This is a genomic window from Pseudomonas sp. D8002 (genome assembly GCF_013385695.1).
Lineage (GTDB): Bacteria > Pseudomonadota > Gammaproteobacteria > Pseudomonadales > Pseudomonadaceae > Aquipseudomonas.
This window is the reverse complement of the sequence record NZ_JACAPM010000031.1, coordinates 107,643-129,056: the sequence shown is the minus strand read 5'-3', so window position 1 is coordinate 129,056 and position 21,414 is coordinate 107,643. Positions and strand designations below refer to the sequence as shown.

At 62.5% G+C, this 21,414-nt stretch carries 24 protein-coding genes; 8 read left to right on the top strand and 16 right to left on the bottom strand.

All coding sequences use genetic code 11. The features are described 5' to 3' along the window. Positions 1 to 58 precede the first annotated feature (58 nt). Positions 59 to 586, bottom strand: a complete 528-nt coding sequence (locus HX807_RS17680; RefSeq protein WP_008436356.1) for a GNAT family N-acetyltransferase — start codon at positions 584 to 586, stop codon at positions 59 to 61. Positions 587 to 736: 150 nt separating this feature from the next. On the opposite strand from HX807_RS17680, the gene HX807_RS17675 reads away from it, so the two are divergent. Next, positions 737 to 1,864 (top strand): sensor domain-containing diguanylate cyclase, encoded by a 1,128-nt coding sequence (locus HX807_RS17675; RefSeq protein ID WP_177050587.1) that lies wholly within the window; start codon positions 737 to 739, stop codon positions 1,862 to 1,864. Between the two features lie 3 nt (positions 1,865 to 1,867). On the opposite strand, the gene HX807_RS17670 is transcribed toward HX807_RS17675, so the two are convergent. The 7 genes from HX807_RS17670 to HX807_RS17640 form a co-directional block, all read right to left on the bottom strand. Continuing rightward, on the bottom strand, positions 1,868 to 3,544 hold the full coding sequence (locus tag HX807_RS17670; RefSeq protein ID WP_177050577.1) for an ATP-binding protein: 1,677 nt from the start codon (positions 3,542 to 3,544) through the stop codon (positions 1,868 to 1,870). A gap of 140 nt (positions 3,545 to 3,684) precedes the next feature. Next, on the bottom strand, positions 3,685 to 4,104 hold the full coding sequence (locus HX807_RS17665) for an organic hydroperoxide resistance protein (protein ID WP_087695064.1): 420 nt from the start codon (positions 4,102 to 4,104) through the stop codon (positions 3,685 to 3,687). A gap of 139 nt (positions 4,105 to 4,243) precedes the next feature. Continuing rightward, positions 4,244 to 5,101: a CAP domain-containing protein gene (locus HX807_RS17660; RefSeq protein WP_003215212.1), complete on the bottom strand. Its 858-nt coding sequence runs from the start codon at positions 5,099 to 5,101 to the stop codon at positions 4,244 to 4,246. Positions 5,102 to 5,182: 81 nt separating this feature from the next. Then, positions 5,183 to 6,508, bottom strand: coding sequence for an MFS transporter (locus tag HX807_RS17655; RefSeq protein ID WP_008436370.1), 1,326 nt, complete (start codon positions 6,506 to 6,508; stop codon positions 5,183 to 5,185). Between the two features lie 58 nt (positions 6,509 to 6,566). Then, positions 6,567 to 7,760, bottom strand: a complete 1,194-nt coding sequence (gene lhgO, locus HX807_RS17650; RefSeq protein ID WP_177050575.1) for an L-2-hydroxyglutarate oxidase — start codon at positions 7,758 to 7,760, stop codon at positions 6,567 to 6,569. A gap of 106 nt (positions 7,761 to 7,866) precedes the next feature. Further along, positions 7,867 to 8,577, bottom strand: a complete 711-nt coding sequence (locus tag HX807_RS17645) for a FadR/GntR family transcriptional regulator (protein ID WP_008436372.1) — start codon at positions 8,575 to 8,577, stop codon at positions 7,867 to 7,869. Between the two features lie 46 nt (positions 8,578 to 8,623). Further along, positions 8,624 to 9,850, bottom strand: a complete 1,227-nt coding sequence (locus HX807_RS17640) for an MFS transporter (RefSeq protein WP_177050574.1) — start codon at positions 9,848 to 9,850, stop codon at positions 8,624 to 8,626. Between the two features lie 111 nt (positions 9,851 to 9,961). Here HX807_RS17640 and HX807_RS17635 point away from each other — a divergent pair, with 111 nt between their 5' ends. Further along, complete coding sequence (locus tag HX807_RS17635; RefSeq protein ID WP_003215222.1) at positions 9,962 to 10,852, top strand: LysR family transcriptional regulator; 891 nt, start codon at positions 9,962 to 9,964, stop codon at positions 10,850 to 10,852. A gap of 225 nt (positions 10,853 to 11,077) precedes the next feature. After that, on the top strand, positions 11,078 to 11,752 hold the full coding sequence (locus HX807_RS17630; RefSeq protein ID WP_177050573.1) for a GNAT family N-acetyltransferase: 675 nt from the start codon (positions 11,078 to 11,080) through the stop codon (positions 11,750 to 11,752). On the opposite strand, the gene HX807_RS17625 is transcribed toward HX807_RS17630, so the two are convergent. Further along, the gene (locus HX807_RS17625) at positions 11,749 to 12,351 is read right to left on the bottom strand and encodes a TetR/AcrR family transcriptional regulator (protein ID WP_102605868.1); all 603 of its coding nucleotides are present in this window, start codon (positions 12,349 to 12,351) and stop codon (positions 11,749 to 11,751) included. The two genes, HX807_RS17630 and HX807_RS17625, sit on opposite strands and share 4 nt — an antisense overlap. Positions 12,352 to 12,443: 92 nt before the next feature. Here HX807_RS17625 and HX807_RS17620 point away from each other — a divergent pair, with 92 nt between their 5' ends. Continuing rightward, positions 12,444 to 13,049: an NAD(P)H-dependent oxidoreductase gene (locus HX807_RS17620; RefSeq protein ID WP_102605867.1), complete on the top strand. Its 606-nt coding sequence runs from the start codon at positions 12,444 to 12,446 to the stop codon at positions 13,047 to 13,049. Here HX807_RS17620 and HX807_RS17615 read toward each other — a convergent pair. After that, on the bottom strand, positions 13,046 to 13,903 hold the full coding sequence (locus HX807_RS17615) for a LysR substrate-binding domain-containing protein (protein ID WP_102605866.1): 858 nt from the start codon (positions 13,901 to 13,903) through the stop codon (positions 13,046 to 13,048). The genes HX807_RS17620 and HX807_RS17615 overlap by 4 nt on opposite strands. Before the next feature lie 107 nt (positions 13,904 to 14,010). Here HX807_RS17615 and HX807_RS17610 point away from each other — a divergent pair, with 107 nt between their 5' ends. The 3 genes from HX807_RS17610 to HX807_RS17600 all read left to right on the top strand — a co-directional run bounded on the left by HX807_RS17610 (position 14,011) and on the right by HX807_RS17600 (position 15,041). Further along, positions 14,011 to 14,289 carry a carboxymuconolactone decarboxylase family protein gene (locus HX807_RS17610; protein ID WP_008436391.1) on the top strand — a complete coding sequence of 93 codons (279 nt, stop codon included), beginning with the start codon at positions 14,011 to 14,013 and terminating at the stop codon, positions 14,287 to 14,289. Positions 14,290 to 14,294: 5 nt separating this feature from the next. Further along, positions 14,295 to 14,669, top strand: a complete 375-nt coding sequence (locus HX807_RS17605; protein WP_177050571.1) for a tautomerase family protein — start codon at positions 14,295 to 14,297, stop codon at positions 14,667 to 14,669. Between the two features lie 153 nt (positions 14,670 to 14,822). Beyond that, a complete protein-coding gene (locus tag HX807_RS17600; RefSeq protein ID WP_102605864.1) occupies positions 14,823 to 15,041 on the top strand; it encodes a hypothetical protein in 219 nt (72 codons plus the stop codon). 528 nt (positions 15,042 to 15,569) lie between these two features. Here HX807_RS17600 and HX807_RS17595 read toward each other — a convergent pair. From HX807_RS17595 to HX807_RS17575, 5 genes are all read right to left on the bottom strand, one after another. Then, entirely contained in the window at positions 15,570 to 15,959 is a 390-nt protein-coding gene (locus tag HX807_RS17595) for a hypothetical protein (RefSeq protein ID WP_102605863.1), read from the bottom strand. Positions 15,960 to 15,991: 32 nt separating this feature from the next. Further along, positions 15,992 to 17,248, bottom strand: a complete 1,257-nt coding sequence (aroA, locus tag HX807_RS17590; RefSeq protein WP_102605862.1) for a 3-phosphoshikimate 1-carboxyvinyltransferase — start codon at positions 17,246 to 17,248, stop codon at positions 15,992 to 15,994. 84 nt (positions 17,249 to 17,332) lie between these two features. Then, positions 17,333 to 17,791 (bottom strand): nuclear transport factor 2 family protein, encoded by a 459-nt coding sequence (locus HX807_RS17585; protein WP_102605861.1) that lies wholly within the window; start codon positions 17,789 to 17,791, stop codon positions 17,333 to 17,335. A gap of 11 nt (positions 17,792 to 17,802) precedes the next feature. Beyond that, entirely contained in the window at positions 17,803 to 18,633 is an 831-nt protein-coding gene (locus HX807_RS17580; RefSeq protein ID WP_173883058.1) for an SDR family NAD(P)-dependent oxidoreductase, read from the bottom strand. Continuing rightward, positions 18,630 to 19,529, bottom strand: a complete 900-nt coding sequence (locus tag HX807_RS17575; RefSeq protein WP_102605859.1) for an NAD-dependent epimerase/dehydratase family protein — start codon at positions 19,527 to 19,529, stop codon at positions 18,630 to 18,632. The genes HX807_RS17580 and HX807_RS17575 overlap by 4 nt, the downstream gene beginning before the upstream one ends. Positions 19,530 to 19,643: 114 nt before the next feature. Here HX807_RS17575 and HX807_RS17570 point away from each other — a divergent pair, with 114 nt between their 5' ends. Continuing rightward, positions 19,644 to 20,543, top strand: a complete 900-nt coding sequence (locus HX807_RS17570) for a LysR family transcriptional regulator (RefSeq protein ID WP_102605878.1) — start codon at positions 19,644 to 19,646, stop codon at positions 20,541 to 20,543. On the opposite strand, the gene HX807_RS17565 is transcribed toward HX807_RS17570, so the two are convergent. Beyond that, positions 20,540 to 21,340, bottom strand: a complete 801-nt coding sequence (locus HX807_RS17565; RefSeq protein WP_102605858.1) for an isocitrate lyase/phosphoenolpyruvate mutase family protein — start codon at positions 21,338 to 21,340, stop codon at positions 20,540 to 20,542. The two genes, HX807_RS17570 and HX807_RS17565, sit on opposite strands and share 4 nt — an antisense overlap. Positions 21,341 to 21,414: the final 74 nt, after the last annotated feature.

Sequence of the window (21,414 nt, the reverse complement as noted above, 5' to 3'; positions counted from 1 at the left end):
GCGGTTGGGTTAAAGGTTTTGTATCGCAGCGGTGTTTGGACACACTGCGATACAAAGGTCAGAGGGCCCGCCGGGCCACATACACCAGGCTCGGCGCCTGACCGGGTACATCGTCCAGCTCATCGATGTACTGCATGCCGATTTTCTCCAGCACCTTGATCGACGCTGTATGCGCCGGACGCACCACGCCGTACACCTGCGGCTGGTCCAGTTCGACAAAGGCAAACTGCAACGCCGCCCTGGCAATCTCGGTTGCAAAGCCCTGGCCCCAGGCGCTGACCGCAAAGCGGTAGCCCAGGTTGATCCGCTCAACGTCGTTGTAGGGGTACAAGGTGATGCCACCAAAGCCGATCACGCGGTCCGGCGCCTCTTGTGTGGCAATCGCCCATTGGCCGAAACCATGTTCTGTCCAGTGCAGCAGCCAGCGAGCCAGGGCGGCCTCGGCTTGGCCCAGGTCCGTCAACGGGCCGGCCGGGTTGTAGCGGTTGGTCTCGGGATCGCCATAAATGGCAAATACACTGGCCACATCGTCGGCCGCTGCGGGCCTGAGAATCAGGCGTTCGGTGGTAATCGGGTGGGTATTCATGGGTGGACTCTGATCCTTGGAGCGAGCGAGAAGGTGTTCACCTATATTTATCCTGCTTTCGGCGCTCTAGCACGCTTGATTCAGTTGTTAGGGCTACTGGCAGGATGCCACAATGGCACTTTGTCGCGGCAGTAAGATCAGGCGGACCAAATGAATGGCCTTGGGCGTGGGCAGGACCAGGATTGCTTCATCGAGGAGCAGGTACGAACAGATCGATTGCACCAGCTGTTTCGCCAGTCATTCTCTGCAGTGTTCGGCAGTTATATGGCGGCCGCCATGCTGTGCTGGCTGTGCTGGGAACGTTTTGATCACCGGGTAATGCTGGTCTGGCTGGTGGTATTGGCGGGGACGTCGTTGCTGCGGGTGTGGATGTTCTTGGACTGGTTTCGCTGCCCCAACAGTGAACGCACCCCCGCGCGCTGGGAGCGGCGCTACTGGGTAACGCTGATGTTGTCGGCCGGGGTCTGGGGCATCGGCGCATTCGCCCTGATGCCCACCGACGACCGCCTGTCCCAGGCCCTGGTGATGTTGTTCACCGTGGGCATGTCGGTCAGCGCAGTCTCGTGTTATTCGGCCTATCGCTACATGACCCTGGTCTCCATGGGCCTGGTACTGTTGCCGTGCACCCTGTGGCTGCTGTTTCAACCGTCGTCGATGCAAGTCGGCATGGCCCTGGCGGTGCTGGTGTTCTCTTCGTTTGTCGGTGGCGCCACGCGCAAGCTGTCGGATGCCCTGGAAAAAGCCTTTCGCCTGACCCGGCAAATGGAACGTACCCACAACATCTCCGCCCGCGCCGCACAAACCGACGAACTCACCGGCCTGATGAACCGCCGGGCGTTTTTCGAGCATGCGCAGTTGCTCTACGAACAGTGCCGGCATAACCAGCAGCCGTTGTGCGCGCTGATGATGGACATGGACCACTTCAAGGACATCAATGACACCTACGGGCACCAGGCCGGGGACCAGGTGCTGCGCCAGATCGGCGGGGTGATCAGCGCGTCGTTTCGCCAGGCCGATGTGTATGGGCGGCTGGGGGGCGAGGAGTTTGCGGTGCTGCTGCCGGATACGTCGCTGGAGACCGGGCGGGACATCGCCGAGCAGTTGATCAAGGCCATCGCCGGGCTGACCAGCGAGCCGGTCCAGGGGTTGACCGCCAGCCTCGGCGTGGCCTGGGCTCGCGCGGTGGACCAGGACCTGCACGGCCTGATGAACACCGCAGACAAGGCGCTGTACCGCGCCAAGGCCCTCGGGCGTAACCAGGTGGCCGTCGCGGAATAGGCCTCAGCCCTTGAGCAGCGCCTTGGCCAGCACCTGTGAGACCTGGTCGGCCGAGTAGGGCTTGGGCAGGAACACCAGGCCTTCATAGCCGCTTTCCGCCAGTTCCTCGCTGTAGCCCGAGGTCAGTACCACCGGCAGGCCGGGCCGGCGGCGTCGCAGTTCCCTGGCCAGGGCCACCCCGGTGATGCCGGGCATCACCACGTCGGAAAACACCGCATCGAACCCCAACGCGTCTGCGCCGGCCAGTTCCAGCGCCTGTTCGGCATTGGTTGCCCAGGTGGTCTGGTAGCCGAGGTCCTGGAGGATCTGATTGGCAAAGCGGCCCACTTCCAGGTTGTCTTCCACCACCAGGATATGGCGCTGGGCGCATTCGGTGATCAGCCCGCAGGTGTCCGGGGTGTCACGTTGGAAGCTCTCTTCAGGTACCACTTGCGGCAAGTACAGGGTAAACACCGTGCCCTGGCCAACCTGGCTGGCCACATCGACGTTGCCGCCCGATTGCTTGGCGAAGCCGAACACCTGGGACAGTCCCAGGCCGGTGCCCTTGCCGACTTCCTTGGTGGTGAAGAAGGGTTCGAAGATGCGCTCGAACGTCTCCCCGGGAATCCCGCTGCCGGTGTCGGTGAGTGAAATGGCGATGAACGCCTGGCGTGAACCGGCGTCACCACGGATGCTCGGCAGTGCTTGATCGGCGTCCAGTCGCAGGGTCAGGCTACCCTGGCCGTTCATCGCGTCCCGGGCGTTGAGGGCGATGTTGATCAGGGCGGTTTCAAACTGGCTGGAGTCGGCGCGGATGTAGCACGGCTGCCCGGGCAGTTCGACGTGCACATGAATTCGCGCGCCAGTCACCGTCTCGAGCATCTCGCCGATGTTTTTCACCCGCAGGCCTGCATCGAACACTTCCGGGTTCAGCGGCTGGCGCCGGGCAAATGCGAGCAACTGGCTGGTCAATTTGCCGGCCCGGTCCACGGTGTCGGTGACCGCGCTCATGTAGCGCTGGCGACGCTCTTCGGACAGGCTCGGCATCCGCAGGAAGTCGACGGATGAGCGAATGATGGTCAGCAGGTTGTTGAAGTCGTGGGCCACGCCACCGGTCAACTGGCCGATGGCTTCAAGCTTTTGCGATTGACGCAAGGCGGCTTCGGTCTGGGTCAGCAGGGTGGTCCTTTCGGTGACGCGCTGCTCCAGGCTTGCATTCAGCTCGGCCAGGCGCTGGGACAAAACCACGGTGGCGGTGGTTTCGGTCACGGTGTCGAGCATGCCGACCACCTTGCCCTGTACGTCGCGGATCGGGCTGTAGCAGAAGGTGAAGTACGCCTGCTCCGGCGCGCCGCCGCGTTCGATCGTCAGCGGGAAGTTTTCGATAAAGGTGGCTTCACCCGCGAAGGCAGCATCCGCGATCGGACTGATCTGGGGCCAGGCTTCCTGCCAGATCTCGTTGAATGGCCGCCCGAGGGCATCAGGTTTGTCGCCGAGAATCGGGATAAACCCGTCGTTGTAAAGCGTGATCAGCGCAGGCCCCCAGACGATCGCCTGGGGGAAACTGGAGGCAAGGCACAGGGCGACGGTGGTCTTCAGTACGTCCGGCCAGTGTTCCAAAGGCCCCAATGGCGTATTGGCCCAGTCGTGATGCCGGACCCGTTCGGCCATTTCGCCGCCGCCTTGCAGCCAGTTTGTCATTCGGTGAACGCCTTCTTGCCACGGTTCGCTGAGGTAGGGATGCCAAGCTACAGACATCCCGGGACTCAGCCAGTTCAGTGGGATTATCCACTAGATGGCACTTTAGTGTCTCGGCCGGATAATGCTTTGCTGAGCTCCCTTCAGGCCACCGTAATCGTTACCGCGATATTGCCGCGGGTGGCCTTGGAATACGGGCACGTCTGGTGGGCACGGTCCACCAGTGCCTGGGCGGCCGAGTGTTCGATACCCGGCAGGCTGACCCGCAGGCGCGCCTGCAGGTAATAGCCATCTTCCGGGCTGTTCACCAGGTCCACTTCGGCACTCACTGCCGTGTCGGCGGGCAGGCGGATGTGAAGGGTTTGTGCGGCTTTGCCCATTGCGCCGATAAAGCAGGCGGACCAGCCGGCACCAAACAGTTGCTCGGGGTTGGTGCCGGGCGCCTTGGAGCCGGGCGGCGACAGCTTGATGTCCAGGTGCAGGTCATCGCTGTGGGACGCGCCTTCACGCCCGCCGGTGGTGTGGGTTCTGCCGGTGTAGAGCACGGTGCTGTTCTGGGACATGACGGTTTCCTCGCAAGTGGCCCGGGGTGGGCCGGTGTGCACAGGAAACCGCGCCGGCGTATCCGCAATGTGTCATCGCCGGGGCCCTGCACCTCGCAGTGTGTCGCCTCGCCGGGAAGATACGTTGGGATACAAACCGTTATTGCTGCTGCACGCCAAACAACCCGGTCCAGTAGATGCCGGCATCACTTTTCGGGTCCATGGCGTAGGCGGCGCCCATTTCGCGGAACTGCGGGTTCATCAGGTTGGCACAGTGCCCGGGGCTGGCCAGCCAGCCGTCGACCACCTTGCGTGGGGTGTCCATGCCGGCGGCGATGTTCTCGCCGATCTGCTGGCCGATGTAGCCTGCCAGTTCAGCCCGGTCACCCGGGGTGCGGCCATCGTGGTCCAGGTGATCGAAGAAGTTGCCGTTGGCCATGTTGCGCGCGTGGCCGGCGGCGGCGTTGGCGAGTGCTTCGTTCCAGCTCAGGGGTGTGGTGGCGGCAAAGGCCTGGGCGCCACATTGGCGTGGTTGCTGGCGGGCGGTGTTGATCAGGTCGAGCACCTTCTTGCCTTCGGTCTGGGTCTCGCCCAGGCCGCTGGTCAGCAGCGGGCGGGCCAGCACGATGCGCCAGTCCTGGCCGCTGTTGCTCACGCCGATATCAATGAACTGCGGGTCGAGCACCACCCGGCAAAAACTTTCGCGCACGGCTTTCATCGCGGCTTCGGCGTTCCTGGGCCCGGACAGGCTGATGGCCTGGACGTTGACCATCGGGTACGCCGCCCGCGCCAGCGCCTGCTGCAAGTCGCCGACACTGTTGACCGGCAACACCAGCCGCGTGTCGCTGGCCAGCGGTGGCAATTCCTGGGAACCCTGGTTGCCGCAGCGCTGGACCTGGCTGCGGTATTGATTGATCGAGTCGACCAACAGGCTTTCTTCACCCGCCTGCGCCTGGGCGGTAAACACCAGACTGGCGGCCAGCGTCGTAAGACCCATCATCAATGACAGAACGCGCATGGACGTTTCCCTTGAGCTTGAAAGTGCCCATGATGCGCGATGAAGGGGCATCCATGCACCCGTTGGTCCGAACTTTTTGCCTCAGTTCTTGAATGCCGAGTGTTTACGGCCCTGATCGCACAAGGCGAACACCACCACCAGCAGGGACGAGATCGCGAGGATTATCACAACGCCATCAGTGGAGTGAGTGGCCGACGCCGCCACCATCGACAACGCCCCTAATGGCGCCAGGCCACCTGCGATCGCGGTGCCGATTTCCCGCCCGGTGCCAAAGCCCGAGGAGCGGGTCTGGGTCGGGAACTGGCGGCTCAGGAACGAACCCTGCGGCGCAAACATCATCGGCGCGAGGATGCCGGTGCCCACGCCAATGGCGACATAGATCATCAGGCTTTCACCGGTATTGAGCAGCGCAAGGAACGGGTAGGCAAACAGCAGCGACAGCAGGCCGCCGAGCATCAGCACGGTCTTGCTGCTCCACTTGTCGCACAACCAGCCGAAGCATGGCACGGCGACGATGGCGATCAGGCTGGCAATGGTCACCGACAGCGACGTGACGTGCACATCGACACCCTTGAACTGGGTGAGGTAAGCCAGGGAGAAGGTCTTGAAGATGTAGCTCAGCGCGTTGTAGCCAATCGCCACGAAGAACACCACGGCCAGGCCCTTGAGGTCGTTCTTGAACAGCGCCTTGAGCGGCGACGCCTTGGCCTTTGCGGTTTCCTTGCTCAGTTCCTTGAATTCCGGGGTTTCCGGGATGCTGTTGCGCACCCACAGGCCCACACCCACCAGCGCGATGCTGCAAATGAACGGAATCCGCCAGCCGCCGGCCAGCAGGAATTCATTGCCGTTGATGGTCAGCAGGTACACGGTCAGCGAAGACAGCAGCAAGCCCAGGTTCAGCCCGAGCGCCGGCCATGCACCCTGGCTGCCGCGCTTGCCTTCTGAGGCGTGCTCGTAGGAGGTGACCGCCGCGCCGGACAGTTCGGCACCGGCCCCCAGGCCCTGGATGATGCGGATAAACACCAGCACGATCGGCGCCCAGATGCCGATGGAGGCGTAGCTGGGGATCAGCCCGATCAGTGTGGTGCACACGCCCATCATGCAGAAGGTCAGCACCAGCACTTGTTTACGCCCGAACTTGTCGCCCAGGTAGCCAAACAGAATGCCGCCGAACGGGCGCGCGATGAAGCCGATGGCAAAGGTGGAAAACGCCATCAGCGTAGCGGCTTTCGGGTCGCTGTTATCGAAGAAAATCTTCGAGAACACAATCGCCGCCATGGTGGCGTACAGGTAAAAGTCATACCACTCCAGCATCGAACCGAAGATCGTCGCGGCCGCGACTTTGCGCAGGCGTTTCCTGGTTTGCTCGGGGGTTTCAACGTCCGGGGTGCGGGCTGTAGCCGTCATTCTGTACTTCCTTATGAGTCATTATATTTATTGTCAAAGTGAGGCGTGGTGCGGTGCGTCAGTGGGGCTTGAACATGCGGTCGGCGATCATCGAACCGATGGGAATCGCGGAGGTGGCAGCGGGTGAGGGCGCATTGCACACGTGGAGCATTCGCGGGGTCTGGGCGAACAGGAAGTCGTGCACCAGGGTGCCGTCGCGCATCACGGCCTGGGCGCGGATGCCGGCTTCATAAGGCAGCAGGTCTTCGATGTTGAGCGATGGGCAGTACTTGCGGCACTGCTCCAGGTAGCCGGACTTGAACAGCGAGTTCTTCATCTCGACGCTGCCCGAACCGAGGTTCTGCCAGATGGTTTTCCAGAAGCCCGGGAAGCTCGCGTACTGCGCCACGTCGCGCCAGTTCACCGAGAATTTGCGGTAGTTCTCGCGACCCAGGCCGAGTACGGCATTCGGGCCAACGGTGACGCTGCCGTCGATCATGCGGGTCAGGTGCACGCCGAGGAAGGGCAGCTCCGGGTCGGGAATCGGGTAGATCAGGTGGTTGACGATGGTGTTCTTCGATTCCGGCAAGCGGAAGTATTCGCCACGGAACGGGATGATCTGGTGGTCGATCTTGACGCCGGCCATCACGGCCAGGCGGTCCGATTGCAAACCTGCACACACCACCAGATGCCTGGCCTGCCAGCTTTCGCCCCGGGTGCTGACGGTGACTTTGTCGGTGTCCTCGACGATCGCAGTGACGGTGCGTTCCAGGCAGATTTCCCCGCCGGCGCGACGAATCACCCGGGCCATGGTTTCGCAGACTTCGCGGTAATCGACAATGCCGGTGGCGTCGAGAAACAGCCCGCCCAGCCCGACGATGTTCGGTTCGCGCTGGCGCAACTGGTCGGCGTCCAGGCGTTCGACTTTCATGCCGTTGAGCTGCGAGCGGGCGTACAGCGCTTCCATCCGTTGTACTTCCAGATCAGTCGAGGCCACCAGCAACTTGCCGCACACCTCGAACTTGATCCCGTGCTCGGTGCAGAACTGCTTCGTGGCTTCGGCGCCGCGTTTGCACAAGTCGGCCTTGAGGCTGCCCGGCGCGTAGTAGATGCCGGCATGGATCACGCCGCTGTTATGGCCGGTCTGGTGCTTGGCCAGCAGGCTTTCCTTCTCCAGGATCACCAGCGAGGCGGTGGGCTGGCGCTTGAGCAACTCCATCGCGGTGGCCAAACCGACGATGCCGCCGCCGATGATGCAAAAGTCGTAAATCATTGTTTTGGGTACCTACGCATTTCAGTCTGCTTATCAGGTTGTCAGACTAATGGTTTTGTTAAAAAAACAGCGCGCCATCGGCACGCTTTAAACGGGTTCGGATCGGTCAATTGATAGCGGGCAGTTCCAGATGCAGGCGCCTTGCTGCGGCGCGCAAGTGAGCCTCGGCACAGGCGGCAGCACCTTGGGCATCACCGTCGACGATGGCCTGGTAGAGCGCGGTGTGTTCCTGGGTGGCATCGGCCGAGCCGCTGACAAAGCGGGTGGCGGAGTTTTCCCAGGCGGTCTTGCGGGCGCTGGCCAGTTGGCTTCTGAGGAAGTCATGGAAGGCCACGAAATAGTCGTTCTTGCTGGCCTCGGCGATGGCGCGATGGAATTCCACATCGGCCAGGGCGGCGGCGTCGAAGTCGGCGCGTTTGTCGTGCATTTCCTGCAGGGCGGTCTTCATGCGCTGCAGGTCGGCGGCGTCGCGGCGTTGGGCGGCAATCGAGGCGGCCTGGGTTTCGATCCACAGGCGCACTTCGAACATTTGCGCCAGGTCCGGGCGGCGACCGTTTTTTTCCGGGAAGCGGAACACGGTGCCGGCCGGGGTTTGCGAGATAAATGAGCCCAGGCCACGCCGCGCAGTCAGTACGCCGTCGGCCTTGAGCTGGGCAATCGCTTCGCGCACCACCGAACGGCTGACATTGAGTTGTTCAGCCAGTTGCTGTTCGGTGGGCAGGCGCGCTTCGGGCGCCAGTTGGCCGGAATCGATTTCTGCACGAATGGCGCTGACAACGCGCATAACGAGCGAATCAGGGCGCTGGAGCTCAAGCATGGGAAAACCTTGGTAATCAGGTTGTCAGACAATAGTCGTTACGATTTTATCTTGTCAAGACAGGTGTGGTGCCGAGGCGGGTGCGCAGGGCCAGGAAAAGACCTGCACCAATCAGTGCCAACGCCACACCGAACGTGGCTTGCATCCCACTTCCCACATCGCCGGGAGTGGCTGTGGCGAGGTCACCTGAAACCTGCGAAAACACTGCGCCCAAGGCCGAAGCCCCGGCGATCAGGCCCAGATTGCGCGACAGATTAAGCAAGCCGGCGATCACGCCACGGCGGTCTGCCAGTACGTCGCTCATCACGGCGGTGTTGTTGGCGGCCTGAAACTGGGCGTAGCCGAGGGTGAGGATGATCAGCGGGGCGATGTACCAGGCAACCCCAAGGTTCAGCGGCGCCAGCGAGAGCAGCAGGCAGCCCGCCAGCATCGCCAGCAGCCCGGCAATGGTCATCGGGCCGCAGCCGAAACGGTCGGTCAAGCGTCCCGCAGGGATGCCCGTCAATGCCGAAACGCAGGGCCCGACTGCCATTGTCAGGCCCATCCAGGCAGGGTCGAGGCCTGCACCGTGGGTCAGGTAGAAGGGCCCGACCACCAAGGTCGCCATCATCACCGCCGATACCAGCGCGCTCATGGCCAGGCCAGCGCTTAGCGTTGAATCCCGTAAAGTTGACAAGAAACTGAACCCGGATTGCGCGGGCTGTAGCCCATGGCGGTCGACGCGCAGATAGCGCCGGGCGAGGGCAAATGTCAGCAAACCCAGCGGCACGGTGATGAAAAACAGCGCGCGCCAGCCAAACGCCGCGATCAACACCCCGCCAAGGCTTGGCCCCAGCGCGGTACCCATGGCCGACATCGTGCCCAGCAACCCCATGGCGCGGCCGGTGCGTTCCTTGGTCACGGTGCCGCCCACCAGCGCCATGGTCATCGCCATCATGACCGCCGCGCCCAGGCCTTGCAGGGCGCGGGCCGCAATCAACAGCCCGAGGGACGGAGCCATGCCGCACAGGGCCGAGGCAACGGTGAAGAGCAATAACCCGGCCAAGAGCAGGCGGCTGCGGCCCATCAGGTCGCCCAGTCGCCCGACGCTGACGATCACCGCAGTAATCGCCAGCAAGTAGGCGAGCACCACCCACTGCGCCGCCTGGAACGATGCATCAAACGCCTGCACCAGGCTCGGCAGGCCGACGTTGGCGATGCTGGTGCCCAAGGACGCCAGCAACATGGACAGTGACAGGGCGACGAGAGCGCCACGGGGTGCAGGTGATTTCATCAAGAGGCTCCTGGGTTTGACCGCTGTCAGAAATCTACGCCGTCACCTAACATGGCGGAAGGCGCAGCATTTGCACTTTATACGTGCGCCAAACGCCCTATGAGGTTTGCCGTGTCGACACCTGATTTCAATCTGCTGGTCACCCTGGATGTGTTGCTCGCCGAAGGCAGCGTCGCCCGTGCCGCTCAACGCTTGCGCCTGAGCCCGTCGGCGATGAGCCGGGCGCTGGCGCGACTGCGGGAAACCACCGGCGATCCGTTATTGGTCCGTGCCGGCCGCGGCCTGGTACCCACGCCGCGCGCTCTGGCGTTGCGCGAACAGGTCAGCCAGTTGGTGCAGGACGCCGAAGCGGTGTTGCGACCCGCTGCGACGCTGGATGTGAGCCAACTGGTACGCACCTTCACCTTGCGCACCAGCGACGGATTTGTTGAAAACTTCGGCCCGGCGCTGTTGACGCGGATCGCCCGGGAAGCGCCTGGCGTGCGGTTGCGCTTCGTGCACAAGCCGGACAAAGGCAGTACGCCGCTGCGCGATGGCAGTGTCGACCTGGAAACCGGCGTGGTCGACAGCAGCGCCAGCCCCGAGGTGCTGACCCAGGCGCTGTTCCGCGACCGGTTTATCGGCGTGGTGCGCAAGGGCCATCCGCTCAGCCAGGGCGAAGTCACGCCGCAGCGCTTCGCCGAAGGCCAGCACATCTACGTGTCCCGGCGTGGCCGTGATCAAGGCCAGATCCATCAAGCCCTTGAAGCGCTCGGGCTGACCCGGGACGTGGTGACCATCGTCGCCGGCTTCTCGACCGCCCTGGCCCTGGCCCGCAGCACCGACCTGATCGCCAGCGTGCCGGAGCGGCATACCGCCAATCTGCACAGCGACCTCTACCGCTTTGCGCTGCCGTTCGTGTTCCCGGACTTCACCGTATCGATGCTCTGGCACCCGCGCCTGGACGCCGACCTGGCCCATCGCTGGCTGCGCGGTTGCCTGCGGGAGGTATGTGCGCAATGAGCCGAGCAGCCCCCTTGTGGCGAGGGAGCTTGCTCCCGCTGGGCTGCGAAGCAGCCCCAAAACCTGCATCCTGTTTCCCGCGAAAAGAACGCGGCGCGCTTAATGGGGCTGCTACGCAGCCCAGCGGGAGCAAGCTCCCTCGCCACAATGGGTGCTTGCGGGTCCACGGCGGCCCTTCAGCAGGTACAATCCGCCGGGCCTTAAAATGAAACACCAGGAATTCAAATGTTCAGCCTTACCCATTACGAAACCCCATGCCCCGAGCCGATCAACGCGCAGATCCTGCAGATGGTGGTCGACTACCTGACGGACATCAGCATGGTCGCCATCCCGCCAAGCAATCTGCTGTACAACGTCTACCAGTACGCCATCGGCTACGAGGTGCACCTGTACCTGGAAGCGCTGGACGGGTCCAAGGGCATTGCGGTGGAATTGATCGTCGCGCTGGACGCGCAAGAGCAGGTGATCGGCTTCCTGCTGTACCTGCCGGTGAAGGACGATCCCGAGGCGTGCGGCGTGGCTTACATGGCGGTGCACGCCAGCCATCGGCGCAAAGGCGTGGCGCGGGCGATGATGCAGGACATGCTGGCCCGCTACCCCCATGCCGAACTGACCTGCGCGGTAGAGAAGGTACCGGCGTTCGAGTCCATGGGCTTTCAACTGCGCGGCGTGCGCGGTACCCAGGTGCTGATGAACACCCGCGACTACAGCACTGACGGTCTGATGGGTTTGCTGGATGTGGCGTCGATCTACAGCTCGCTGGAGGTGCGACAGATCCACACTTATCTCCTGCAAAAACACGGTAAGCGGGCGATGATCGATGCGGAAAAACAACGTGATCGTCACTTCGACCAAATGACCCACAAGGCCCGGATGTTTGTGCACGCAAGGCTGGGCTAACGCGCTCCTCGACTCACCATCGACTTGATGCTCGCAAACAGCTCCTCCTGTGCCTCCAGCGCGCTGATTTCCCCGCTCGCTGCGGCATGGGACAAGGCTTCCGCTGCGCCCAGCATCCCCCTCAAACCGGCCTGGGTTATCACACCGTCCACGGCAAAAGGGGCGAGGGCATCGCGGCACTTGCCGAGGAATATCACGTCGTACTCACGCTTGATGCTTTCCAGTTCCGGGCTGCCAGCCAAGGCGGAAATCACGCCCGGAATTTCACGTCCCTGCAGCAACACACAGTCGACATAGCACGAGGCGATGACCCACGCGCGGTCGTCCAGGGTGGGTTCGCTGGCCTCGATTGCGGCGGCAAATACCTGGTTCTGACGGGCGTCGAAATCTTCATACAGCGCGGCCAACAGCCCCGCGCGATCGCCAAAATGGTCATACACCACCGGCTTTGTAACGCCGGCCAACTCAGCCAGATGCCCCAGGGTCAGGGCATCGGTGCCTTCTTCTCGCACCAGTTGCCAGGCCACGTCGAGCAGCTGGCGCAACCGGTCATCCCGGGACAAGCGGCGGCGAGGGGCAGGGGATTGATCGCTTGACATGCTTATATACCAAAAGTAACTTACCAACGGTAACTTAGCTCAAGCCTACTCAATTTGCCTGCTCATCGCCACCCCCCGAAGGAGTCATTGCCATGCACGCGCTGATCGTTGTTGCACATCACGACCCACAATCCCTCACCCACAGCCTCGCCAAACAGGCTGCTGCCGGCATCACTGCCGCAGGGCACACCTTCGAGATCGCCGACCTCGCCGCTGAAGGTTTCGACCCGCGTTACAACGCCGCCGACCATAAAGTGCATCGCACCCGCGCCACGCCGCCGGCCGACGTACTGGCCGAACAGGCCCGACTCGACCGCGCCGACGCCTTGGTGCTGGTGTACCCGATCTTCTGGTGGTCGATGCCGGCCTTGCTCAAGGGCTGGATCGACCGGGTATTCGTCAACGGTTGGGCGATCGACTACAGCCTTGAGACGAAGGTGGTGAAAAAACTCGGCCACTTGCAGGTGCACTTACTGGGCGTTGGCGGGGCGGACGAAGGGGTGTTTGAACGCCACGGCTATGCCGACGCCATGCGCACGCAAATCGACCATGGGATCTTTGATTACTGCGGTGCGAAAGTGCTGACATCCGAGCTGCTGCTGGACTCGGAAAGCGGCGCTGCCGAACAGCATCTGGAGACGGCGACGAAGTTGGGGCGACAACTGTTCGTCACTCTGCAACCCTGCGAAACCGCCTAAACCAGGCTGCTCTGTATGAGCGCTGCCAGCTGTTCGACCGCAGCGCCTGGCGCTGGATGGCTGCAATGCAATTCATAGCCAAGGGACGACACCGGCGGCAGACCGTCGAGTACACGCAGGTGCGCAGGCAAACCGATACGGGTGCGCAAGGTCACACCCAACCCGGCATCGACCGCCGCCCAGATCCCACCCACGCTGGGGCTGGTGAAGGCAATGCGCCAGGCAATGCCGGCGCGGTCCAGGGCTTCGGTGGCAGCGCTGCGCAATACGCAGGGTGCCTCGAACATCACCAGCGGCAGCGGCGCGTCTTCGGCGCGCGGTAGTTGGGGCTTGTCCCGGGGCCCGATCCAGTGCATGGGTGTTTGCCCCAGGCGGGTGCGGCAGGACGATGTCTGACCGGTTTCCCAGGTCAGCGCCAGGTCCAGGCTCGCGCTGTCGATCAGGGTCAACAGCTCGGCATTGCGGCCTATCCGCACTTCAAGGCTGATCATCGGATAAAGCCTGGCGAAGCGCCGCAGGATGTCACTGAGCACATGCTCGCCGAAATCCTCCTGTAAACCGAGGCGCAAAGTGCCTGCGGTTTGGGTTTCGTTAAGGCTGCTGAAGACAGTGTCATTGAGGTCCAGCAACCGCCTGGCGTGGCCGAGCAGCGCTTCACCCACCGGCGTCAGCACCAGCCCGCGCCCGGATTTGCTCAGCACCGGCGTGCCGACCTGTTCTTCGAGTTTCTTTAATTGCGCGCTGACGGCTGAAGTCGAACGGCCCAGGCGATCCGCCGCCTTGGCAAAGCTGTTCAGCTCGACGCCGGTGACGAAGGTGCGCAGTACATCAAGGTCGAAGGTGGGGCGGCGCATTGAATGGTCCATTAAAACGGGATGGTGGATGCTATTAAATCTGATATTCGGAATGATCCTGGCTTGCTAGTTTTTGCCCGTCAACTGAATTGTCGGAGCGAGCGCCCATGAGCAACAAATTTACCGAGCTGACCCGCGACGTGCTGTTCGCCGATATCTGGGAGCGCGAGGGCCTGTCGCCCAGGGAGCGCAGCCTGATCACCGTGGCGGCACTGGTGGCGATGTACCGTCTGGAGCAACTACCGTTTCACTTGCAGCGGGCGGTTGGCAATGGCTTGAGCGTCGAGGAACTGGGTGAAGTCATCACTCACCTGGCGTTTTACTCCGGCTGGCCGACAGCGGCGTCGGCGCTGAACCTGTTGGCAGCCATCCATCCTGCGGAGTAACCACCATGCCTTACGCCCGAATCTCCTTGCACCGCGGGAAATCCCCTGAGTATCTGCAAGCGCTTTCACAGGAATTGCATGACGCCCTGGTTGAGAGCTTCGAGATTCCTGACGCGGATCGCTTCCACGTGATCCACCAGCACGAAATTGGCGAGATGATCATCGACCCCAACTATTTGGGCGGCCCGCGCAGCCACGACTATGTACTCATCGCGATCACGGGCGGTAAACCTCGTGATACCGAGACCAAACGGCGGTTTTACCAGGTGTTGGTGGAGCGGCTGGAGGCTACGATTGGGCTGAGCCCTGAGGATGTGATGGTGGTGATTACAACGACGGCGGCGGATGAGTGGTCGTTTGCGGGGGGAAGAGGGAATTAGTAGCACGGGCGTACTTTTCCAATTGGAATGATTGCCCACAAGGTATGGAGAGGTGATCGGGAAATGTCAGTCTGGAAAGGAGGACCTTTCTGACAACCTTTCAGGCGGCTCAGTCTTACTCTTTGCGCTCTCGTGGAATCCAGGAGTAAAGGAATGACTTCCAGCGTCTTGAAGGACGGTTTTCCAGCTGCCTATCGCACCACCCGCGAACGGATCGAAGGCAGTATCGACCTCGGCCGGTTGTTTGCCGCGATCGATGCTGACTCGGCGATTGCGGGGGCAGGAGTGGGTGCAACCATGAGTGTCATAGGCAGCGGCGTCTCCGGGAATATCCGGACACTGGCCATCGGCCTATATGAAGAGTTTGAATAATGGAGCTGAGAAATTCCCCTAGAGCTTTTATGGCTCACTATTTCCCTGTTTTCATCAGTGCTTTTATGTTTGCGCTTTTTGCTCTTGCGGTAGCGGGGTCGTCGATGGGTAGTACCTACATGCGAGGCGTGCCTGCTTATCGTAGTTACACGGGACTGGATGTGGGCATCGCTTCCATTATCTTGTCAGCGGGCAACTTTCTTATCCTCCGAGGTCGCGCCTGGGGCGTCTGGATACTGGCAGGCAGTTGTGTGATGAGCTTTTTCATTGTGCTGTTCACCTACAGCTATCAGCCCCATCCTTTTATCTACACAACGGGGCTGTTGTTCCCGCTGCTAAGCCTCTACCTGCTCAATACCCACCGCCACCGCCAAATGCGCGCAGAACTCGTTCTACTTCGTCACGAACGCCAGCGCTACAAAGCCGGCTTTCGGCCCCCGCGTACTCAGGAGATGGCCCAGGCTCGCCTCGAATACAAAACGGCCCGCAGACTCAAGCGTGAAAATCGCCGCAGATGGAACGCGGCCCTCAACCCTCGCGAAACAAGTCATGAGCATCCAGCAACCGATACGCAATCTCCGGGCGCTTCTCCATGCCCTTGCGAATCGCCGCCGGAATCGACTGCCGGGTCTTGCGACACAACCCCGGCAAGTCATCGATAACGATCTGAATCCCGCGCATCGTCTTCACTTCCGTATGGCCCGGCGCGATATGCACGCGAATGCCCAGTTGCTGGTACATCAGCTGTTGCATGCGCTCAAGATCGGGCAGGCTTTGCAGGTTTTCGAGGCGTTCGAGCAGGCGTTTTTCTTCCTGGCGCGTCAGGTGCAGGATGCGTGCATCGGCGCCGAGAAGGTTGAGCAGTTGCTCACGATTGCAGTCGCAGACGCCGGGTGGGCAGGGTTGGCGAATCGTCATGCAGTCTCCCTCCCGTTACCGGCGCCGTTGGCTTACCAGGTCAGATGAACCCCAAGGCTTTCCAGCTCTTTCCAGTACTCGGGATAGGTCTTGCCGACGCAGTCCGGGTCCTGAATCCTGATCCCCGAGACCTTCAAGCCCGCCAAGGCAAAGCACATCGCGATGCGGTGGTCGGCGTGGGTGTCGATCAGCGCGTTGCACGTGGTGCCCGCCAGGGCCGGATCGCTGGCCACCAGCAAATCATCACCTTCAATGGTCGCCAGGCCCGGACGGACTTCATTCAGGCCGTCATGCAGGGCCTGCACCCGGTCACATTCCTTGACCCGCAGGTTGGCCAGTTCCGTGAAACGTACCGGCGTGTTGTTGAACGCGGCGAGCACGGCGAGGGTGGGGATTGCGTCCTGCATCTGCGAACCGACAACCACCGGTTGCATGTGCGGGAACTGCGCGATCACTTCCTGGGCCTTGGCATCGGGCTGGGTGAAATCCTGCGGGGCGACACCGAGGTCGATGCGGCCGCCGGTCAACACTTCGGCAGCCCACAAATAGGTGGCGGCGGAAGCATCAGGCTCGATCAGGTAGTCGTGGGCGGTGTAGCCGGTCGGGGCCACGCGCCAGGTGCTTTCATCGACGATGTCTACCTGGGCACCGAAGGCGCGCATGCAGTCCAGGGTCAGGTCGACATAGCCACGGGCGCCAATGTCCTTGCCGGTCAGTGCCACTTCAATCGGGGCTTCGCCGCACGCCGCCAGCATCAGCAGCGCCGACACGTACTGGCTCGACAGGCCGCCGTCGATCTCGAAACGCTTGGCTTGCACGCGGCCAGTGCCATGGACGGTCACGGGTGGGCAACCGGTTGGGCTGTCGACCTGGATGCCATTCTGGCCGAGGGTCGCCAGCAGCGGGCCGATCGGGCGTTTTTGCATGTAGGCATCGCCGTCCAGCACCACGGTGCCTTGTACAGTGGCCACGGCAGCGGTGAGGAAGCGCATCGCCGTGCCGGCGTTGCCGAGAAACAACGGCTGCGCCGGCAATTGCAGCTTGCCCAGGCTGGTGACGACGAACGTGGTGTCGTCCGGTTCATCGATCACCACGCCCATCTGCCGCAGGGCCACCGACATGTGGCGAGTGTCATCGCTTTTCAGCGCGCCGCTCAAGCGACTGGTGCCCTTGGCCAGGGCCGCCAGCAGCAAGGCACGGTTGGTAATGGATTTGGAGCCGGGGGGCGCTACCTTGCCGTTCAATGGAAAGTTGGGCGGTGTAACGGTCACGGTTTTCTGCGAACTCAAGGTACAAGGCTCCTGCTTCAAGGCGGGTGGCGTTTGGCGGACACGAATAATCGGCCAAACACGCTACCCTTGTCGAGCATGGATCTACGCCTCCAGCCCTGCCACCGGCTTCCAGGCGGCCAGTGGTGTCAGGAAATGCAGCTCAAAGCGCCGCTCGCTGAACGCCCATTGCCCTTGCCGGCGTTCGAACCGATCGTGATAAAGACCGCTGATCTGCACCTGCCCCAGTTCGTTATGGGTGCACAGGCAATCCACCGCAACCCTCGCGCTGGCGGTATCGCCGCTGATGTCGATCAGCGGGTTGGCCATCCAGTGATGCATATGCGGCATGGCTGCCCAGTTGAGGTGGGCGGAAGCAATGATCGCGGCGACGCCGTCATGGCAGCCGAACGCGGCACCGAGGTCCAGCCGTGCGTCGTCGTGCCAGATGCTGCGCAGCAGTGTTTCGTCGCGGGCGTCGAAGGCGTGGGCGTACTCACTGATCAGGCGCTCCAGGGCGAAGCGGGTTTCCAGCTGTTCTACGCGGGTGATGAGGTCAGTCATGACAGAGGCCTTTATTGAGGAAAATCGGTGGAGGTGGACAGCGAGCGCCAGCGTTCAAGATCGGCGCGAACCTGGTCCAGCTTGGCTTCGACGACACTCAGCGCATCGCTGCCAGCGACGAAGCGCAACGGCGGTGCTGCCAGAGCCGCCAATTGCACAACCGCCAGGCCGAGTCGGTACGGGTCGCCGATTTGCCGGTGATTACGAGCCTCGAAGACCGCCAGCGTGCGGGCGCGAAATTCGGCGTAATCCTCAAGTGCCCGGGTGCCGAGCTTGAGCGTGCGGCTGTCGAGAAAGTCAGTACGAAACGCCCCGGGCTCCAACAGCGTCAGGCGGATGCCGAACTCGGCGACTTCCTCGGCCAGGGCTTCAGAAAACCCTTCAATCGCAAACTTCGACGCCGAATACATCGAGGCCCCACGCACGCCCTTGAAGCCGCCATTGGACGACATCATCACAAGGTGCCCGCTGCGCTGGCGGCGCATCACCGGCAGCACTGCGCGGGTGACGTTGAAGGTGCCGAACACGTTGGTCGCGAACTGACGCTCGATGGCCTCGGGCTCGACTTCCTCGAATGGCCCGAACTGTCCATAGCCGGCGTTATTGACCAGCACATCGATGCGTCCGAATCGTGCGATGGCGGCGGCCACCACCGTTTCGGCCTGTTGCTCATCGCGGATGTCCAGCGCGGCGGTCATCACCTGGTCGCCGCCGTAGGTTTGATCCAGGCGGGCCAAGTCAAGGTCAGTCGCCACCACCTGGTCGCCGTGGTCCAGCGCCGCGCGGGCGATGCCGGCACCCAGGCCGCCAGCGCTGCCGGTAATCATCCAGACTCGGCTCATAGCGGCATCTCGCTGCCGATCCAGTCGAGGATCGAAGCGTGCCGCGGCGCCCAACCCAGCTCGGCGCGAGCACGCTTGGCCTTGACCCGGCTATTGGTGCCGAAGGTGTAGTGCACATGCATCGGGTCCCAGTGTCGTTCGGCTTCGTCGGCCGGCCATGACTGCACCGCGCCCAGGTTCATGCGCTTGGCCAGTGCGGCGGCCATGTCGATGAATGACGCTTCACCGTTTTCCAGAAAGTAGAACGCGCCGGCCGGGGCCTTTTCCACGGCTAGCAGGAACAGTTGCGCGACGTCGTCAATGTGCACGTTGGACCAGCGATTGACACCGGCCCCGACGATACGCATCACCCCGGTTTCCCGGGCGCGGGCCATCAGGAACGGCAGCTGGAAGCTGTGATTGGTCAGGCCATGGCCCACGCCATAGATATTGCTCGGGCAGATCACCACGCTGCGAATGCCCAGGTCGGCGGCAGCCATCATGCGCAGGTCAATGTCGTAGCGGGCTTGCTTGGGGGCCTCGATGATGAACGGCGTGTCTTCGTCGAAGATGTGTTCTGACAGCATATTACCCAACGCATCATCGCCGATGATGCTGGAGCCGCTGGTGTGGATCAGCAGTTTGCCGGAGCCCTGCAGCGCCTCGATAAACGCGTCGACGGCGCCGGCGTGGTCGCTGTTGGCGGCATCAATCACCGCATCGGCTTGGCGAGCTTCGTCGATCAGTAATTGGCGATCATCCAGGCTGCCAATCACTGGAGTGATGCCCTGGGCTTGCAGGCGTTCGGCTTTCTGCGGGTCCCGCAGCAAGCCGCGCACGCTGTGCCCTTGGGCGATCAAGTGATGGGCAACGCTGCCGCCGACGAAACCATTGGCACCGGTAAGTAAAATCTTCATGGGAAAAAGCCTGTGGCTGGGGAACAAGCCACCACCATAGGCGTGAACAATTAGCGGAAAAACAGGCTTTAGTTCTGTTTAGAATGGACTCCAGAGTCCTTAATGGGTGAGCGTATGGAAAGCCTGAATGCCATCGGCGTATTTGTTGCGGCGGCTGAAGCCCGCAGCTTTGTCGGCGCGGGCAGGGCGCTGGGCATTTCGGCGTCGGCGGTGAGCAAAAGCATTGCCCGGCTGGAGGCAAAGTTTGGTGTGCGGCTGTTCCATCGCAGCACCCGCAGCATCACCCTCACGGCCCAGGGCACGCAGTTTGTCGAGCGCTGCCGGCGGGTGTTGGCGGAGCTGGAAGTGGCGGGTGAAGAGCTGTCGCAAACCCTTGCCGCGCCACAGGGACCGCTGCGGGTTGGCCTGCCGATGATTGCCCGGCCGTTCCTGGCGATGCTCGGCGAGTTCCAGGCGTTGTACCCGCAGATCCAGCTGGACCTGGATTTCAACGACCGTCTGGCTGACGTGATCGCCGAAGGTTTCGATGCAGTGATCCGCAGCGGTGCGCCGAAGGATTCCGGGCTGTCGGCGCGTCCGCTGGGCACTTATCGAATGATGGTCGTTGGCTCCCCGGATTATCTGGCGCGGAACGGAACGCCGCGTTGCCCGGAAGACCTGCACGCACATCGCTGCATCCATTTCCGCTTTCCCGCCTCCGGCAAACTCCAGGCCTGGCAGATGCGCCGCGACGAGCGAGCGCTGGAGCTTGAGCTGCCGCGCTCGATGATCTGCAATTCGGTGGAAGGGCGCATGGAGCTGGCGGTGCAAGGCCAAGGCCTGACTTATGCGGCCGACTTCGTGGTGCGCGAGGCGCTGGCGGCCGGGCATCTGGTGGAGGTGCTTGGGGATTACACCTGGGAGGGTGGCCAGTTCAACCTGCTGTGGCCGTCGGGGCGGCAGGTGCCGCCCAAGCTGCGGGTGTTTATCGAATTTATTGTCGCCAATATGCCGTTGGTACGTGGGACGTCTTAACCCGGCATGCGGCCATTCAAGTCGCCGTAGGTGAACGACTTCAGCTCATGGGTATCGAGCTTCCCGGTTCGCAGGAAACCTTCGGCCAGGCTGTGCATGGCGCCATACAGGAATTCGGCGATGCTCGAGCCGGCCGTGAGGCGGCGTACGCCCAAGGCTTGCAGCGTCTCGGGCGCGGGCAGGCCGGCCCAGGCCAGCACGTTGACCGGCAAGTTGGTCGCCTGGCAGAGCTGCTGGATTTCGTGCTCCAGGTGGATGCCGGCGGCAAACAGCCCGTCGGCGCCTGCGCCCTGGTACAACGCGGCGCGCTTGAGGAGTTCTTCAAGGCGCTGTGGCTCCGGGGCCAATCCTTTCAAATACACGTCGCTGCGGGCATTGATAAACAGCTTCACGCCACAGTTGTCCGCCACACGACGGGCGACTTCGATCTTGCGGGCCAGCAGTTCAGGCGTGCCGGCACCGTCCTCGATGTTAATCCCGACGGCACCGGCGTCGATCACCGCCTTGATCACCCGGCCCACGTGCTCCGGGTCGTCGGAATAACCGGCCTCGATGTCCACGCTCAGCGGCACATCGATGACGCGGGCGATGGACTGCACGGTGCTCACCAGCAACGGCAGAGGCAGTTGATTGCCGTCCTTGTAGCCATGGGTCCAGGCGACTGCGGCGCTGCTGGTGGCGACGGCCTGGCTGCCCAGTTGCGCCACCAGGCGCGCACCGCCGGCATCGGCAACGTTGGGCAGGATCAGCAATTGGGCGTGGTGCAGGGCGTGGAAGGCGGTGGCGTGGGCGGTCATGGCGGGTCAGTCCTTTGAGTGGGCTTTGTTGTTGAAGGCGCCTGTCATATCAAGAATCGGCCCGGCATCGCAAT